Here is a 16,194-nt window from a genome sequence, read left to right on the forward strand (position 1 = left end):
GCGCGATGCAGGACGGGCCGGACGGTGGTGCGGCGGGACGGTGGTGCGGCGGGACGGTCAGGCGACGGATCGGTCAGGCGACGGATCGGTCAGGCGACGGATCGGTCAGGCGACGGATCGGTCAGGCGACGGATCGGTCAGGCGACGGATCGGTCAGGCGACGGGACGCGGTGACCCCGGGCGGCTGCGGTCGGGGCTGACGCGGCCCGGCCCGCGGCGGCAGGTCCCGGACCCGTCGGGCGCTGTCCTCCTACGATGACGTGGATGGTCACAGGCTGGTGACGAAGGGTGGCAGTATGGCGACGCTGCAGTTGTTCTGCCTGCCGCCCGCGGGTGGCGGGGTCGGGGCGTTCCGGCGCTGGCCGGCGAGAATGCCGCCCGGCGTCGAGGTCGTCCCGCTCGAACTGCCCGGGCGGGGCGTCCGCCTGCGCGAGGCGCCCTGCGCCGACCTCGACGCCGCCGTGGCCGACCTGCGCCGCCAGCTTGGGGACGGCCCGGGCGGGCCGTACGCCCTGTTCGGGCACAGCTTCGGCGCGCTGCTCGCCTTCGAGCTCACCCGCCGCGCGACCGGCGAGGGCACCGCGGTGCCCGAGATCCTGCTGGTCGGCGGCCGTCAGGCGCCGGCGACGCCGCCGCCGCGCCACCCGGTGCACGGGCTGGCCCACGACGAGTTCGTCGCCGCCCTGAGAACCTTCGGCGGCACGCCGCCGCAGGTCCTCGCGAACGCCGAGCTACTGGAGATCTTCCTTCCGGCGCTACGCGCCGACCTGCGCATCGCCGAGACCTACCACCGCCCGGACGGCGGGCCGCTGGCGTGTCCGATCGCGGTGTTCGCCGGCCGCGACGACCCGTTGGTCGAGGCCGCGGGCCTGCTCGCCTGGCGGACCGAGACCACCGGCGAGTTCGACCTCGCGCTGGTGCCGGGCAGCCATTTCATCCTCGACGACGAGCCCGTGGCCCGGGCCGTGGCGGCGCGGCTGAGCCGCCTGGACCTGCTCTCCCGCCCGCCCGCGCCGGCGCCGCGCGGGGCCGGCCGGCCGGCCCGGATGTCCGGTCAGGAGGCCGGCGAGGCCACCGGGGCCCGCAGGCCGCCGAGGTAGCGGTGCCACAGGTGGTCGGGGTCGTTCTCGACTGCCGTGACGATCTCGCGCATCGCGGCGAGCGCCGGCGGCTCCGCATCGTCGTACACGTCGCCCTGCAACATCTTCAGCACGTCGATGCGGTAACGGGGGTCCTGCACGAACGCGGTGAACAGGATGTTGAGCCGGTAGTAGATGGAGATGAACTCGTACCAGTTGCTGACCGCCTTGCGCAGCGTACGTTCGAAATTCGTGAACCGGCTCCGGCGGTAGTCGCCCGCAGCCGCGGCGGCAATGATGTCCCGGCTCGCCAACCGGGCGCTGTTGAGCGCGACGCTCACCCCGCTGGAGAAGATCGGGTCGACGAAGCGGGCCGCGTCCCCGATCATCACGTATCCGTCACCGCAGAACTCCTTCAGCGCGTAGCTGTAGTCGCCCTCCGACTTGAACGGCCGGATCTGCGCCGAGTTCTTCAACGCGTCGAGAAGCTCCGGCCGACTGCCCACCGAGTCCCAGAAGAACTCCTCCCGCTTCGCCTTCGACGACTCGAAACGACTCTTCTGGGTCACCACTCCGATACTGGTGACGGTGTCGGTGATGGGGATCTGCCAGACCCAGGTGTCGGTGATCGGCAGAAAGTGGATGAAGATGTAGTCCGTCTGCTTCTTGTCGACGGCGAGTGCTCGCCGGTCGAAGCCATCGAACCAGGTGTGGATGGCGTACTGGTTGAAGACCGGATCGGATTCCTTGAGCCGGAGCTGGTTGCCGAGCAGCGTCCGCCGACCGCTGGCGTCGACGACCATCCGGACGGTGAAGTCGACCTGCTTGGCGCCCATCCGGGTGCGGATCACCGGCAGGTCCGGGTCGGCGAAGTCGACCCGGTCGACCCGCACGCCCTGGAGGACCTTCGCGCCGAGGCTCTCGGCGTGTTGGAGCAGGACCAGGTCGAACTTCGCCCGGTCGACGTGGAAGGTGTAGTCGCGGTCCACCCCGTCCTGGTCGCGCTCGCCGAAGAGCACCTCGGCCGCGTTGAAGTCGTGGGTCAGGCCGGTGAAGCCGTTGTGGTCGACGTCGCGGTCCTCGGCCGAGGTCCACGCCGCCCCGTACTTGCGCGGGAAGTTCTCGGCCTCCACCTTGGGCATCGCCCCGGTCTCCAGCAGCACCGGCGTCGTCGCCGGCACCAGGGACTCCCCCACGTGCTGGCGGGGGAAGGTCTCGCTCTCGAACACCGCACAGGACAGCCCGGCCTTGGCCAGGTAGGCGGCGACGGTCGAGCCGGCCGGACCGCCGCCGATGATGCCGATTTCGAAGTCAGCCTGGGTCACTGGGTTTCCTCGCAAATCTCGACGGATGCACCGCGGCGCGTGCCGCCGGGCGCGGCCGGGGCGGTCAGGACGCGGGAACGGCGGCCTCGATCACCATCGCGGTGACGCTGTTGAGGTCCCGGAAGTTGCGGCCGACGATCCGCTGCGGCGGAATGTCGACCCCCCACCGCTCCCGAATATGGGTGAGCAGCCGGGCGGTGTTCATCGAGTTCAGGATCCCCCATTCGAGCAACGGCGTGGAGGGGGTCAGTTCGGACTTCTCGTCACCGGAGAGGAATTCCTTCCGGACATAGGTGCTGATCTCGTCGAGAATCTCTTCGGACTCCACGGTCCTACCTCCGCTCTCTTCTCTGCCAGAATTCTACGCTTGTTGAGTTCCAGGACGGAAGACATTTTGGCGAATCTTCCGGACGATCCCCTCCCGGGGCCGTTCAGCGGACCGCCGACGGCTGCCGCGGCGCCGCGGCGACGGCCGGTTCGGCCGGGAAGGTGGCATACCGACGCCGCCAGTGGATCAGCGGCGTCGCCGCGGCCGCCGGGGCGCCGCCGCGCACCATGACGCCGACAAGGATGGCGTGGTCGCCGGCCTCGATGTCGGCCACCGTCTCGCATTCGGCGAAGGCCACGACGTCGTCGTGGAACAGGGGCAGCCCGCCCTGCTCGCCCGGCCGCCACCGGACCCCGTCGAACTTGTCCGCCACCGGCGAGGCGAAGCGCTGGGACAGCCAGTCCCGCTCCTCGCGCAGCACGTTGACGGCGAAGGCACCCCGCTCGCGGAAGGCGGCCAGTGTCGGACTGCCCGCGTTGACGCACAGCAACAGCAGCGGCGGATCGATCGAGACGCTGCACACCGCCGAGCAGGTCAGCCCGCGCGGTTCACCACGCCCGTCGATCGACGTGGCAATCGTGACACCGGTCGGCAGCGAGCCCATGACCTGGCGGAAGGTATCCCGATCCACCCCCGGGCGGCACGGACCGACCCGAGCCGCGGCCGGAATCGGGACGGGAGCCGCCAGGCCGCCGCGCGCCTGGGCGGCGTTCGGCAGGGCGGCGGGCGGAAAGACCCGCCGCCGCGGCGGACCACCCCGGACCCGGCCGCCGGCGGCGCGGATCCGCATGGTCAGATCGGTGAGGTCGGTCCTGCTCAGCGCCATGATCTGCTCCTTGGGCGGAGGTGGCGTGACCGGCTCAACGGGTCCGGTCGAGGATGGGGGACACCAGCCGACGGCGGTCGATCTTGCCGTTCGGGGTGCGAGGCAGCGCGTCGAGCACGCACATCTCGTCGATGATCATGTATCGGGGCAGCAGGGCCGCGCAGTGACGCTTCAGCGCGAGCAGCCCGGGCGGGTCGCCGTCCGCGACGACGAAGGCGACCAGCCGCCTCGCCTCCCCGTCGCCGGCGACGGCCACGGCCGCCTCGCCGACGGCGGGATGGCCGACGAGCGCCGCCTCGATCTCCCCGAGCTCGACCCGGTGGCCGCGCACCTTGACCATCTGGTCACGGCGGCCGAGGTACTCGAAGGCGCCGTCCTCGCGCAACCGGACCAGGTCACCGGTCTGGTAGGGGCCGTGCTGCGCCTCGCGCCCCCAGTAACCGGCCATCACGGTCGGTCCCTGCACGACGAGCTCGCCCTCCTCGCCGCGCACGGCGGGCCGGCCGTCGGGGCGCTGCGCCCACACCTCGTCGCCCGAGCAGGCCCGGCCGATCGGCACCGGGCGGCCGCGCTCGACGTCGGCGGCGCCGACCTCGTGGAACGTGCAGACGTTGGTCTCCGTCGGCCCGTACAGGTTGAGCAGCCGCAGGCCGTCGAACGCGCGGTGGAGGGCGGCGAGGTGACCGACGGGGAACGGTTCGCCGGCGAACAGCACGACCCGCAGCGCGGGCGGCCGAGGGCGCAGCAGCAGGCCGCCCTCCCGGATCATCAGCACCAGCGCGGACGGCACCGAGTACCAGACCGTGATGCGCCGGTCGTGCAGGAAGTCGGTGAGCTGCCGCGGTGCGTAGGCCATCACCGGCGGGATGAGGTGCACCGACGCGCCGGCGAGGAACGCGACGTAGAGGTCGAGCACGGACAGGTCGAAGTTGAACGGCGCGTGGTTGGCGAACCGGTCGTCCGGTCCGGCGCCGAGCTCCGCGGCCGCCCAGCGGATGAACGCCCAGGCGTTGGCGTGGGTGATGCAGACGCCCTTCGGCTCCCCGGTCGACCCGGAGGTGTACAGGATGTAGGCCAGCTCGTCGGGCCCGGCCCGGCGGTCCTCGACGCCGTCGGCGGGCTCCTGCGGGCCGGGACGGTCCTGCGGGTCGGGGCGGTCCTGCGGGTCGAGGCGGTCCTGCGGGTCGGGGCGGTCCTGCGGGTCGGGGCGGTCCTGCGGGTCGGGCGGAGCGGGCACAGCGTCGAGCACGTGGACGGGCGGGCCGAGTCCGGCCTGGCCGGCGCGCAGGCCCGCAGCCCGGTCGGGAGAGGTCACGACCAGCGCGGCCGCGCAGTCGGCGACGATGCGCGCGGCCCGCGGTGGCGGATTCGCCCCGTCGACGGGTACGTAGACGGCGCCGAGGCGCAACGCCGCCTGCATGGCGACGACCGCGGCAGCCGACTTGTCGAGCCACAGCACGACCCGGTCGCCGCGGCGCACGCCCGCCGCCCGCAGCTCACCCGCGAGGCAGTCCGCGGCGGCGTCGAGCTCGCCGTAGGTCAGGGCGGCGTCCGGTCCGACGACGGCACGCGCGCCCGGATCGCGGCGGGCCGCGTCGACGACAAGTTCCCGCAGGTCGACGAACTCCCGCAGGTCGACGTCGGCACGCCCGGCTGCGGGGGTCGGCGGGCGTGGGGGGATGGCATGGCCGGTGCTGGCTGGCCGAGATCCGGCCGGCGCGAACGTCACAGTCCCAGTCCCTTCGCGATCATTTCCCGTTGGATCTCCGACGTGCCGGAGAACAGCGTCGAGGGGACGGCGTCGCGCACCGCCGCCTCCGCTGCCCCGTGCAGGTAGCCGGCCGCCCCGCGGATCTGCACGGCGTCCACGGCGGTGCGCACCACCGCCTCCGAGATCGCCAGCTTCGACAGGGCGATCTCGACGCCGGCGTCCTCGCCCCCGTCCATCCGCGCACAGGCCCGGTAGAGCAGCAGCCGGGCGGACTCCAGTCGCAGCTTCATGTCGACGATCCGGTGCGAGACCGCCTGGAACTCGCCGATGCGGCGGCCGAACTGCCGCCGCGTGCGGGCATGGCGCACGGTCTCCTCGACCAGCCGGTCCATCAGGCCCACGTAGGAGGCGAACAGACAGGCCCGCTCCCAGCCCATCGAGTGCTGGAAGACGGCGGCACCCCGCCCCTCGCCGCCGAGCACGGCGGAGGCCGGCACCCGGCACTCGTCGAACCGGACCGCACCGGCCGGGCAGCTCTCCAGTCCCATCTTGGCGAACGGACCCTCCACGGTGATCCCCTCGGCGTGCGCGTCGACGGCGAACGCCGTGACGCCGAGAAAGCCGGCCGAGGGGTCCGTCACCGCGTAGGTGACGAGGACGTCGGCGGCGGGCGCGTTGCTGGCCCAGGACTTCTCGCCGCTGAGCACGTAGCCGTCACCGTCACGGCGGGCCTTGACCCCCATCGCCGACGAGTCCGAGCCGGCCTGCTCCTCGGTCATCGCGTTGGCCGCGACGAGACGCCCGGAGCACAGCGCCGGCAGCAGCGCCGCGCGCGTCTGCACCGAGCCGAACGACGCGATCGGCATCACGCAGGCGAACAGGTGTGCGCAGGCGGCGAACACCAGCCCCATGTCCGGGCAGCCCCGACCGAACGCCTCCACCCGGTAGGCGGTCTCCAGCGCGCCGAGCCCGCCGCCGCCGTACTCGGCCGGCGCACACAGGCCGAGCAGGCCCAGTTCGCCGCAGCGGCGCCACTCCTGCGGGGTGAACGGGCCCGCCGGGCGGGCGTCGCCGGCACCGCCGAACATCGACCGCACGGCGGCGAGGGTGACGTCGTAGCTGCGCTGACGGGACCGTTCCCAGTCGGGATGCATGAACCCCTCTCCTTCGGTGTCGTGGGATCAGGACCGGTGGCCCAGGCCGGCCCGCCGTTCGGGCACCGCCGCTGCTCGCTGACAGCCGCTGCTCCAGGACACGGCCCTGTCTCCCGGACACGGCCCTGCTCGAAGGCGGCGCTGCTCGAAGGCTGCGCTGCTCGGGGCCCGGTGATCCCGGGCATGGCGGTGCCACGGACGGTGCCGGGATGCTCGCGGGCCCGGGTGTCGCAGTGCGGCAGCCGGGTCGGGAGCCGGGACATGCCGAGAGATCCGGGGTGGAGGCGGGGCCGGCGGGCGGGTCGGCCGGGCGGCGGGGCCTCCGGGCGGGTCCGGCTACGGGCGGCGCGGGCGGCCGTGGGCGGTCACAGGGGGATGTTGCGCTGGTAGCCACGGGCGTGGACGGCCCCGCGCAGCGCGTCGACCAGGGCCTCGCGGGTGTCGGCCGGGTCGATCACGGCGTCGATCACCCCGATCTCGACGGCGCGGGCGAGCCCGCCGGCCCGTGCCGCGTACCGCCCGGTGAGCTCCGCGAGCAGCTCCGCCCGCCGCGGCCCCGCGCTGTCGGCGAGCTCGCGGCGGTGCAGGATCTCCACCGCCGAGGAGGCGTTCATGACGCCGATCTCGGCGCTGGGCCAGGCGAGGACGGCGGTGGCGCCGAGACCGCGGCTGTTCATGGCGATGTAGGCGCCGCCGAACGTCTTGCGGGTCATCAGCGTGACGCGCGGAACGCTCGCGCCGGCGAAGGCGTGCAGCAGCTTCGCCCCGCGACGCACGACGCCGTCGCGCTCCTGGTCGAGCCCGGGCAGGTAGCCGGGCACGTCGACGACCACGACGAGCGGCACCCCGAACGCGTCGCACATCCGCACGAACCGGGCGGCCTTGTCACCGGCCGCCGCGTCGAGACAGCCGCCGCGGCGCAGCGGGTTGTTCGCGACGACGCCGAGGGTGCGCCCGGCGAGGCGCCCGAGGGCGGTCTGCACGTTGGGCGCCCAGCCGGGGTGCAGCACCACGCCGGGGTCGTCGAGGATGCCGTCGACCAGGGGCAGGACGTCGTAGGCGCGACGCGGCGAGGCGGGCAGCAGCGCGCCGAGAGCACGGCGGGGGCCGAGCCGATCTTCGGCGAGCCGTCCCGGCGCGCCGAGCAGCGCGGCGAGTTGGCGGGCGAGGGCGGCGGCCTGCTCGGTGTCGGGGGCGACAAGGTGGGCGACGCCGCTGTCGCGGGCGTGCAGGCGGGGGCCGCCGAGCTGCTCGGCGGTGACGTCCTCGCCGGTCACCCGCCGGATGACGTCCGGACCGGTGACGAACACGCGGGCGGCGCCGGTCATGATGACGACGTCGGTCAGCGCCGGACCGTAGGCGGCGCCGCCGGCGGCGGGACCGACGACGACGGAGATCTGCGGAACGCGGCCGGACGCCGTGACCATGGCGCGGAACACCCGGCTCACCCCGTCGAGGGAGGACACCCCCTCCTGCAGGGCCGCCCCGCCGGAGTGCCACAGGCCGATGACGGGTACCCCCCGGTCACGAGCCCGGTCGATGGTGGCGGCGAGGCGCCGGCAGCCCTCCGCGGTGAGCGATCCGCCGCGGGTGAGCCGGTCGGTGGCGTAGGCCTCGACGGGGCAGCCGTCGGCCAGGCCCTGGGCGACGGCGACCCCTGTGCCGTCGCCGCCGGTGATCTGTGCCGTTCCCGGGTCGAGCAGATCGAGCAGGAGCCCGCCGGCTCCCACGGCGGCGGGGGCCGGCGGGCCGCCGGGCGAAGGCCCGGCCAGCGCGGTCTGTGTCATCGACTCGTCCCCTCCACGAAGTCACGCCATAATTCATTGCCAAGTGAATTCTGGGCGAGCCCTCCAGATGTCGTCAAGGGGTGAATTATTCGGATGACATCCGCGGTCTCCCGTGGCGGGCCGGCACGGCGCAGCACGATGCCGCCCGCGCCCGGACCAGGGGACGCCGGCGGCATCGGTTCCGACCGGGCGGGCGGGGCCCGCGGGCGGTCGGGGCGGTCGGGGCGCTCAGGCGGCGCCCGGCACGCCGCTCGACTCCCCGATCCGGACCTTCGGCAGGGCCATCACCAGCGCGAACGACAGAACGAACACTCCCACCTGCCAGAACAGCGACTGCTGCAGCGTGCGACTGAAGTTGTGCCGGCGGGCCTGCGGCACGGCCACGTCGTTGACCGCCCTGCCGACGGCGGCCTTCACCTGCGCCGGAACGGGGCTCTGGGCGACCCGGCGCTGGATCGCCGCGCAGCTTTCCGGGGTCGCCGACGGGTCCTTCGCGTGGGCCCGGTCGTCGAAGCAGACCTGGAACCCGCTGACCACCCGGCCGGCGACCGCGGGGGTCACGTGCGCGGCCGCGAGATCCGAGCGCAACTGCGGGACCACTGCGTCGCTGGACCGGTGGCCGTTGACCCCGAGCAGTCCGAAGAAGATCACGCCGATGACCGCGATGCCGATCGAGGCCCCGACCTGCTGCATCGTCGCCAGCACGCCGGAGGCCGAGCCCGCCTCCCGGCCGGGGATGCCGGCGAGGATGATGTTCGTGACCGGCGCGAGGAACAGCCCGGCCCCGGCCCCGGCGACGACGAGGGCGGGGATGAGCCAGTAGCCGTGCAGATCGGTGCCGAGCGCGTGCAGCGTGCCGATGACGCCGAGCTGGCCGACGACGAGCAGGGCGCAGCCGAGCGCGAGCACGTACGTCCCGAGCCGGCGCGACACCGCCGTCGAGCGGCCCGAGGCAATCCCGACCGCCACCGCGAAGCCGAGCGTGACCGTGCCGGCGGCGACCGCCGAGTAGCCGAAGCCCGCCTGGAGGCTGAGCATGAACACGAAGAAGAACGACGGCACCCCGGCGAAGAAGATCAGCGTCAGCGCGAGGCCCACGCTGAACGACCGCTGGCGGAACAGGTGTGTGGGCATCAGCGCGGAGGCGGCGTCCGCCCGGGTGCGGGCCAGCTCGTAGACCACGAAGACGACCAGAACGGGCACGCTCGCGGCGAGCATGACGAACGACCACACCGGCCAGCCCTGGTCGCGGCCGACCACGAGCGGCAGCACCAGCAGGAACAGGCCCGCCGTGACGATGGTGGCGCCGAGCAGGTCGAGGCGATGGGCGTCCGGGGCGCGCGACTCCCCCACCTGGCGCGCGGCCAGCGCCAGGGCGACGATCCCGATCGGCACGTTGATATAGAAGATCGACCGCCAGTCGCTGCCGGCGATGTCGAGCTGGATGAGCCCGCCGCCGAGCACCGGGCCGAGGATGGTCGCCAGGCCGATCGTCGCGCCGTACATCGCGAAGGCCTTCGGCCGCTCCCGCTCGGGAAAGGTCACCTGGAGGATCGACAGGACCTGCGGAAACATCAGCCCGGAGCACACGCCCTGCACCACGCGGGCGGCGACGAGGGTGTTCGCGGTGGGTGCCGCGCCGCAGGCGGCGGAGGCGAGGGTGAACCCGACCATGCCGACCAGGAACAGCTTCTTGCGGCCGTGGATGTCACCGAGGCGGCCCGCCGTGATCAGCGTGCAGGCGAAGGCCAGGGTGTAGCCGGCCAGGACGAGCTGGACCGCGCCGAAGCTGGCGTCGAGGTCGCTCTGGATCGAGGGCACCGCCACGGTCGTGATGGTCGTGTCGAGCAGCTGCATGAACACCGCCGACAGCACAATGCCCAGCACCAGCCACCGGTTGCGCGACGCCCCGCCCTCCGGCGAACCACCCCGGCCCTCGCCCGTCGCCCCCGGGGCGCCGCCCTCCCGCGGGTCGCTGTCGTCGCGGGGGCGGGGCGTCCCGGCGTGCCGCGCGCCGGCGTCGCGCCGTCCGTCCCCGAGGGCCTCCACCCCCGAGGTCCTCGGCGTGTGCTGGTTCATGTCGCCTCCCGGCTTGTGAACGGGATCCACCGGGGCGACGGCGCCGTCCCGGCCCGCAGAAATCTACACCGGATGAGTTACCCGGTGGTCAGGCGCCGCTCCCGACACCCGCCGCAACCTCCGAACCCAGGCCGGAACGTGCCGGTCAGCACTTGCTGACCCTCCGTACCGTCGCTAGAGTTCAACGCATGATGAGTTATGTCGACCGGACCGGTGTGCTGGTCGTCGGTGCCGGTCCGACCGGCCTGCTGGTCGCCGCCGAGCTGGTCCGACGCGGGGTGCGGCCCCGGGTGGTGGAACGGGCGACGGCTCGCCCGCCGGGCAGCCGCGCCCTCGCCGTCAGCAGCCGCACCCTGATGCTGCTCGACGACCTGGGCCTGGCCGCCGACGCGGTGCGCCGCGGCCGTCCGCTGCGCCAGGTCGAGGTGCACGAGTCCGGCGGGCGCCGCGGCGGCGCCCGGCGCGCGGCCACCGTCGCGCGGCTGCCCATCGGCCGGGTGCCGAGTCCGTTCCCGTTCACCCTGTCGCTGCCGCAGCCGGAGACGGAGGACCTGCTCCGGGCGCACGCGCAGCGGGTCGGCGTGCGGATCGACACGGGCGTCGAGTTCGTGGAGGTCCACCCGGGCGACGACCACGTCCTCGCGCACCTGCGCCATCCGGACGGCTCGCTGGAGACCGTCCGGGCCGACTGGCTGGTCGGCTGCGACGGCGCGCACAGCCGGGTGCGGGACAGCGCCGGCGTGCCGACGCACGGCTACGACCTGCACGAGACCTTCGCCCTCGGCGACGTCGTGACCGACTGGGACCGCGACCGCGCCCACGTCCAGGTGACCTTCTCCCCGGCCGGGATCGTCGCGGCGTTCCCCATGCCGGGCGAGCGGCGCTGGCGGTTCGTCGCCGACGTGCCCGACGACGCCCACGCCCGCGAACCCGACCTCGCGTCGCTGCAACGCCTGCTCGACGAGCGGCTGCCCGACCCGCCGCGGTTGACCGAAGCGCCGTGGACCAGCACGTTCCACGCCCACCAGCGCCGAGCGGCACAGTTCCGGCAGGGTCGGGTGCTGCTCGCCGGAGACTCGGCGCACTCGCACAGTCCCGTCGGCGGGCAGGGCATGAACACCGGCCTGCAGGACGCCTACGCCCTGGGCTGGCGGCTCGCGCTGGTCGCCGCCGGGCGGGCCGACGCCACGCTGCTCGACACCTACGCCGCCGAGCGGGAGCCGATCGCCGACCGCGTGCTGACCGGCACCGCCCGGGCCACCCGGGCGGTCACCGCGCACGGGCCGCTCGCCCGGCGCCTGCGCGGCCTGGTCCTGCGGCTGGTCGCCGCCAGCTCGACGCTGGGCCGGCGCGCGGCGGGCGCGCTCAGCCAGCTCGGGCTCGGTTACCCCGACAGCCCCCTGACCGAGCGCGAGCCCGGCCGGGCCGGACGCCGGCGCGGCGTGCCCGGTCCCGGGGCGCTCGCGCCGGACGTCGCGCTTGCCACGCCGGACGGCACGACGCTACGCCAGGCGACCCGGACCCCGTGGTTCTCGCTGCTGCTGTTCGCCGGCGGCGACGAGGCCGCGGCCGCGCGGCTGCGTGCCGACGCCGACCAGGTCCACGCCCGCTTCGGCGATCTCGTCATCGCCCGGGTCGTCGCGACCGCGTCCACCGGGCAGGACACCGGTGCCCTGCTCGACGGCACCGTCCTCGACCCGGCGGGGCGGGCGCGGGTGCGCTACGGCGCCGTGGTCGGCGAGGCCGTCCTCGTCCGCCCCGACGGATACATCGCCTACCGGTCGGCCCGCGACCGTGTCGGCCGGCTCGAGCGCTACCTGAACGCCCACGCCATCACCGCGGCCCCCGCGGCGGCCGACGCGGCCGACGCGGCCGACGCGGCAACCCGCAGGACGGGTGCGGGGAGGACCTCATGACCGGCCACGAGGAGCCGACCGGCCGTGGGCGTGGCGGCGGTGGGGCGCGGCGGCGGCGGGTGGACGTCGCGGTGCTCGGCGACGGGCTGGCCGGCTCCTTACTCGCCGGCCTGCTCACCCACCTCGGCCTGCGGACCGCGCTGGCCGCGGCGGGGACCACCACGACGGGCGCGGGAGTGGACGGCGCGGTCATCGTCACCCCCCGGGCCGGGGCGGCCCTCGCCGACCTCGCCGCCCGCCATCCCGGCCTCGCCGCCACGCCGCTGCTCGCGGCGGTGGAGCCGGCGGGCGAGGGGGCGCCCCGGCGGACCCGCAACAGCGGGTTCGTCCTGCACGGCGCCCCCGGCGCGCCGGCCGTCGTCGACGCCACCCAGTTCGTCAATCCCCGGCTGCTCCCGCCGGGACCCCAGCTCGCCGGGCGGGCGACCGCCGTCCGGCTCGCCCACTGGGCGCGCGGGGGCGGCGTCACCCACCTCGACGCCCGCGGCCTGGACGGGATCCGGCTCGGCCCGGACGGCACCGGGGTGACCCTGCGCGACGCGCGCGGGGAGCTGACCGATGCCCGGTTCGCCGTCGACACCGCCGGTGTCCTCGCCCCGCTGCTCGGCCTGCGCCAGCGGCGCTCCCCCGCCGGCACCTGGCACACCCGGCTCGTCGGCGTGCGCCCCTTCGAGGACTGCCCGGCCGGGCGGACCCTCGGCCAGCCCGACCCGTGGTCGCTGGGCACCCTGCATCATCTCGTCCCCGGCGCAGTCGTGCGGGTCGCCCCGGTCCGGACGCCCGACCCCGACGGCGGCCCCGGCCGGGAGGAGGCGGCGGTCACCCTGACCGTCGCCGAGGGGGGCGACGGCGGAGATCCGGCCGACCTGTTCGCCGGCGTCCTCGGGCGGCATGCGGGTCTCGCCGAGGCGTTCGCGGGCGCGCGGCCCACATCGGGCTGGTCCGGCGGCGCCGCGTCCGTCCCCGCCTCCCCCGACCAGCTCGCCGGGCCCTGGTACGTGCTCATCGACGAGGCCGCCGGGCTCGGGCCGTGCGCCTTCGGCGACCATCTCGCCGAGACGGCGACGGTGCTCGCCGCGCTGGCCCCCCGGCTCGCCGCCGCGGCCCACGGGGGCGGGACCGCGCCCTTCACCGGCGTCGCCGACCTGATGCACCGGCTGCGGGCGACCCGGGTCGGCTTCACCTCCGCCGCCTGCGCGGCACCGGCCACGCCCGCGCTGTGGCGGGGGGTGTTCCAGGTCCACGCCCTCGGCACGGTGCTGGGCACCCCGGTCCTGCAACAGCACGCCCGTGCCCGGAAGGCATGCCAGACGCCGCCTCCGGTGCCGAACCCGGCGTCGGCGGTGCCGGGCGCCCCGGGCTACGACGCCCTCGTCGCCCGCGCGCTGGCCGCCCGTGAGCGGGTCGCCGGCGGGGGTGACCCGGGGGCGGCCGCCGCCGAGATCTTCGCGGCGATGCGCGGCAGCGACGTCGTTCCGCCCGCCTTCGGTTTCGGCGATCCCGCGATGCGCTTCTACCACCCGACCCCGCCGAGGATGCTGCGCGCGCTGCTGTGGGCGCGCACGGCCGCGCCGCCGGCCGTCGGCTCGGCGATCTCCGGCAGCGTGCGGGCGATGGTCGCCGACCGGATCCGCTCGGGTGCGCGAACCCGCTGACGAATTAATTCATCCACCGTAGAATTTCTGGTGCGCGCGCTGCCGACCAACGCCACCACCGGCGCCGTCCCGCGCGCACCCCCGAGTTCCAGGAGGAAGCGTGACCATGACCAGCACGCCGCCGAGCGGGTCAGGCGGAGACGACATCTACGACGTGATCATTCTCGGCAGCGGGATCGCCGGCTCGATGCTCGGCGCGATCCTCGCCCGCCAGGGCGCCAGAGTGCTCCTCATCGACGCCTCGTCGCACCCCCGGTTCGCCATCGGCGAGTCGACCATCCCCTACACCCTGCTCTCCCTGCGCACGCTCGCGCGCCGGTACGACGTGCCGGAGATCCTGGCGCTGTCGAACTTCCCGGCCGCCGTGCGGGAGATCGGCCGCTCCTTCGGGGTGAAGAAGCACTTCGGCTTCCTGCTGCACCACGACGGCGAGGAGCAGAACCCGCGGGAGGTCAACCAGTTCAACACCCCGAAGGCCCTGCACCAGTCGAGCCACTACTTCCGTCAGGACACCGACGCCTACCTGTTCCACGCCGCGATCCGCTACGGCTGCGACGCCCGGCAGAACTGCGCCGTCGCCAGCGTCGAGCTGCGCGACGACGGCGCCACCGCGATCGCGGTCGACGGCACGCGGTTCGAGGGGCGGTTCATCGTCGACGGCAGCGGCTTCCGCTCCCCCGTCGCCGCCACCCTCGGGCTGCGCGACGACCCGTGCACCTACCAGCACCACTCACGGTCGATCTTCACCCACATGGTCGGCGTACGGCCGACCGACGACGTGACCCACCACCCGGCCGACCAGCGCCCGCCGCTGCCGTGGCACTCCGGCACCGTCCACCACATGTTCGAGCGCGGCTGGTTCTGGGTGATCCCGTTCGACAACAACGACCAGTCCACCAACCCGCTGTGCAGCGTCGGGCTGACGCTGGACCCGCGGCGCTACCCGAAGCGCGACGACCTGACCCCCGAGCAGGAGTTCCGCCTGCACGCCGAGCGGTTCCCGGTCGTGGCCCGCCAGTTCGACGGTGCCCGGTCGGTGCGCGAATGGGTGTCCACCGGCCGGCTGCAGTACTCCTCCCACGACACGACCGGCGCCCGGTACTGCCTGCTCGCGCACGCGGCCGCGTTCATCGACCCGCTGTTCTCCCGCGGCATGTCCAACAGCGCCGAGGTGGTCAACGCGCTGGCGTGGCGGCTGCTGGAGGCCGTGCGCGACGACGAGTTCACCGCCGAGCGGTTCGCCTACGTGGGTCGGCTGCAGGAGAACCTGCTCGCCTACAACGACTCCCTGGTCGACTCGGCGTACATCTCCTTCGGCGACTACGACCTGTGGAACGCCGTCTTTCGGATCTGGGCCTTCGGCACGCTGCCGGGGACGCTGCGGCTGCACAAGGCCATCCGGGAGGGCACCGCGACCGGCAGCGACCAGCCGTACCGCGACATCGAGGAGGTCGAGAACCTCGGCCTGTGGTGGCCCGACCACAAGGGCTACAAGGAGATGTACGACTCCATGGTCGAGATGTGCAAGCGCGTCGAGCGCGGCGAGGTGTCCTCCCAGGAGGCCGCCGCCCGGCTGCACCGCGACCTGGAGGAGGCGGAGTGGATCCCGCCGCACATCGGCTTCAACCGCCGGGAGGTCCGCTTCCTCAACCCCACGCCGCGCAAGCTGCTCGGCACCGTCCGGTGGATCGTGCGCGACGCCCCGCCGGAGATCCGCGAGCTGGCCGCCGGCACGGTCCGCGACGCGGTGCGCGCCCGGCTGCGCGGCGACAAGGTCTTCTGAGTCGCCTCGCCGCCGTGAGGCGGAGCCATCCTCGCCGGTGAGCCTGGCGTCACCGGCGGGCGCCCCCGGTCGGGCCGCGACGGATGTTGCGCAGGGTGATCAGCGCGGTGGCGCACATGCCGGTCGGTGCGAGGTCGGCCGGTGCCGCTGTCAGGTCGGTCGCGTCGGCGAGGGCTGGGAGACACCACAGGTCGGCGGCGGCGATGGTCGTCGTCAGGCCCGCGTTGACCACCCGGCCGTGGGCGAGGAAGGTGGCGCCGCTCGCCGGGGCGGCGATCTTCAGGGTGACGTCGACGGTCATGTTCACCCAGCCGACCGGCAGCAGCGTGGCCGCGGCGCAGCCGGCGGCGAGATCCGCCAGCGACGCGAGGACACCGGCCTGCAGGTGGCCCTCGTGCTGGGTGAGCTCGTGACGCCAGGGTTGGCGAAGCTCGACCTCGCCGGGCGCCACCCGCCCGACCTCGAAGCCCAGCCGGGCCGCGGCGGGCATGCTGAGAACCGTCTCGGTGACGAACCGGACGTAGTCGGGGTTCGCCGGATGCGCCGCCATC

The 16,194-nt window shown here is 74.2% G+C and carries 12 protein-coding genes; 4 read left to right on the forward strand and 8 right to left on the reverse strand.

The window, feature by feature from the left end; all coding sequences use genetic code 11:
• The first annotated feature begins 296 nt into the window (after window positions 1-296).
• Complete coding sequence (locus AC5R91_RS03770) at window positions 297-1,100, forward strand: thioesterase II family protein (RefSeq protein ID WP_495395702.1); 804 nt, start codon at window positions 297-299, stop codon at window positions 1,098-1,100.
• On the opposite strand, the gene AC5R91_RS03775 is transcribed toward AC5R91_RS03770, so the two are convergent.
• The 7 genes from AC5R91_RS03775 to AC5R91_RS03805 all read right to left on the reverse strand — a co-directional run bounded on the left by AC5R91_RS03775 (window position 1,055) and on the right by AC5R91_RS03805 (window position 10,289).
• Complete coding sequence (locus AC5R91_RS03775; RefSeq protein WP_495395703.1) at window positions 1,055-2,404, reverse strand: NAD(P)/FAD-dependent oxidoreductase; 1,350 nt, start codon at window positions 2,402-2,404, stop codon at window positions 1,055-1,057. The two genes, AC5R91_RS03770 and AC5R91_RS03775, sit on opposite strands and share 46 nt — an antisense overlap.
• A 64-nt stretch (window positions 2,405-2,468) precedes the next feature.
• Complete coding sequence (locus AC5R91_RS03780; RefSeq protein ID WP_495395704.1) at window positions 2,469-2,732, reverse strand: acyl carrier protein; 264 nt, start codon at window positions 2,730-2,732, stop codon at window positions 2,469-2,471.
• 103 nt (window positions 2,733-2,835) lie between these two features.
• Window positions 2,836-3,558, reverse strand: coding sequence for a flavin reductase family protein (locus AC5R91_RS03785; protein WP_495395705.1), 723 nt, complete (start codon window positions 3,556-3,558; stop codon window positions 2,836-2,838).
• A 34-nt stretch (window positions 3,559-3,592) separates the two neighbouring features.
• The gene (locus AC5R91_RS03790; protein ID WP_495395706.1) at window positions 3,593-5,287 is read right to left on the reverse strand and encodes an amino acid adenylation domain-containing protein; all 1,695 of its coding nucleotides are present in this window, start codon (window positions 5,285-5,287) and stop codon (window positions 3,593-3,595) included.
• Window positions 5,284-6,423 (reverse strand): acyl-CoA dehydrogenase family protein, encoded by a 1,140-nt coding sequence (locus tag AC5R91_RS03795; RefSeq protein ID WP_495395707.1) that lies wholly within the window; start codon window positions 6,421-6,423, stop codon window positions 5,284-5,286. Before AC5R91_RS03795 ends, AC5R91_RS03790 begins: the two co-directional genes overlap by 4 nt.
• Window positions 6,424-6,788: 365 nt before the next feature.
• Window positions 6,789-8,210: a carboxyl transferase domain-containing protein gene (locus tag AC5R91_RS03800; RefSeq protein WP_495395708.1), complete on the reverse strand. Its 1,422-nt coding sequence runs from the start codon at window positions 8,208-8,210 to the stop codon at window positions 6,789-6,791.
• A 228-nt stretch (window positions 8,211-8,438) separates the two neighbouring features.
• The gene (locus tag AC5R91_RS03805; RefSeq protein WP_495395709.1) at window positions 8,439-10,289 is read right to left on the reverse strand and encodes an MFS transporter; all 1,851 of its coding nucleotides are present in this window, start codon (window positions 10,287-10,289) and stop codon (window positions 8,439-8,441) included.
• Window positions 10,290-10,480: 191 nt separating this feature from the next.
• Here AC5R91_RS03805 and AC5R91_RS03810 point away from each other — a divergent pair, with 191 nt between their 5' ends.
• The 3 genes from AC5R91_RS03810 (at window position 10,481) to AC5R91_RS03820 (ending at window position 15,643) form a co-directional block, all read left to right on the forward strand.
• Window positions 10,481-12,205: an FAD-dependent monooxygenase gene (locus AC5R91_RS03810; protein WP_495395710.1), complete on the forward strand. Its 1,725-nt coding sequence runs from the start codon at window positions 10,481-10,483 to the stop codon at window positions 12,203-12,205.
• Complete coding sequence (locus AC5R91_RS03815) at window positions 12,202-13,860, forward strand: hypothetical protein (protein ID WP_495395711.1); 1,659 nt, start codon at window positions 12,202-12,204, stop codon at window positions 13,858-13,860. Before AC5R91_RS03810 ends, AC5R91_RS03815 begins: the two co-directional genes overlap by 4 nt.
• 106 nt (window positions 13,861-13,966) lie before the next feature.
• Window positions 13,967-15,643: an NAD(P)/FAD-dependent oxidoreductase gene (locus AC5R91_RS03820; protein ID WP_495397888.1), complete on the forward strand. Its 1,677-nt coding sequence runs from the start codon at window positions 13,967-13,969 to the stop codon at window positions 15,641-15,643.
• A 49-nt stretch (window positions 15,644-15,692) separates the two neighbouring features.
• Here AC5R91_RS03820 and AC5R91_RS03825 read toward each other — a convergent pair whose 3' ends face one another.
• On the reverse strand, window positions 15,693-16,193 hold the full coding sequence (locus tag AC5R91_RS03825) for a PaaI family thioesterase (protein WP_495395712.1): 501 nt from the start codon (window positions 16,191-16,193) through the stop codon (window positions 15,693-15,695).
• Between the last annotated feature and the right edge of the window lies 1 nt (window position 16,194).

This window comes from Frankia sp. BMG5.60, from assembly GCF_059428125.1.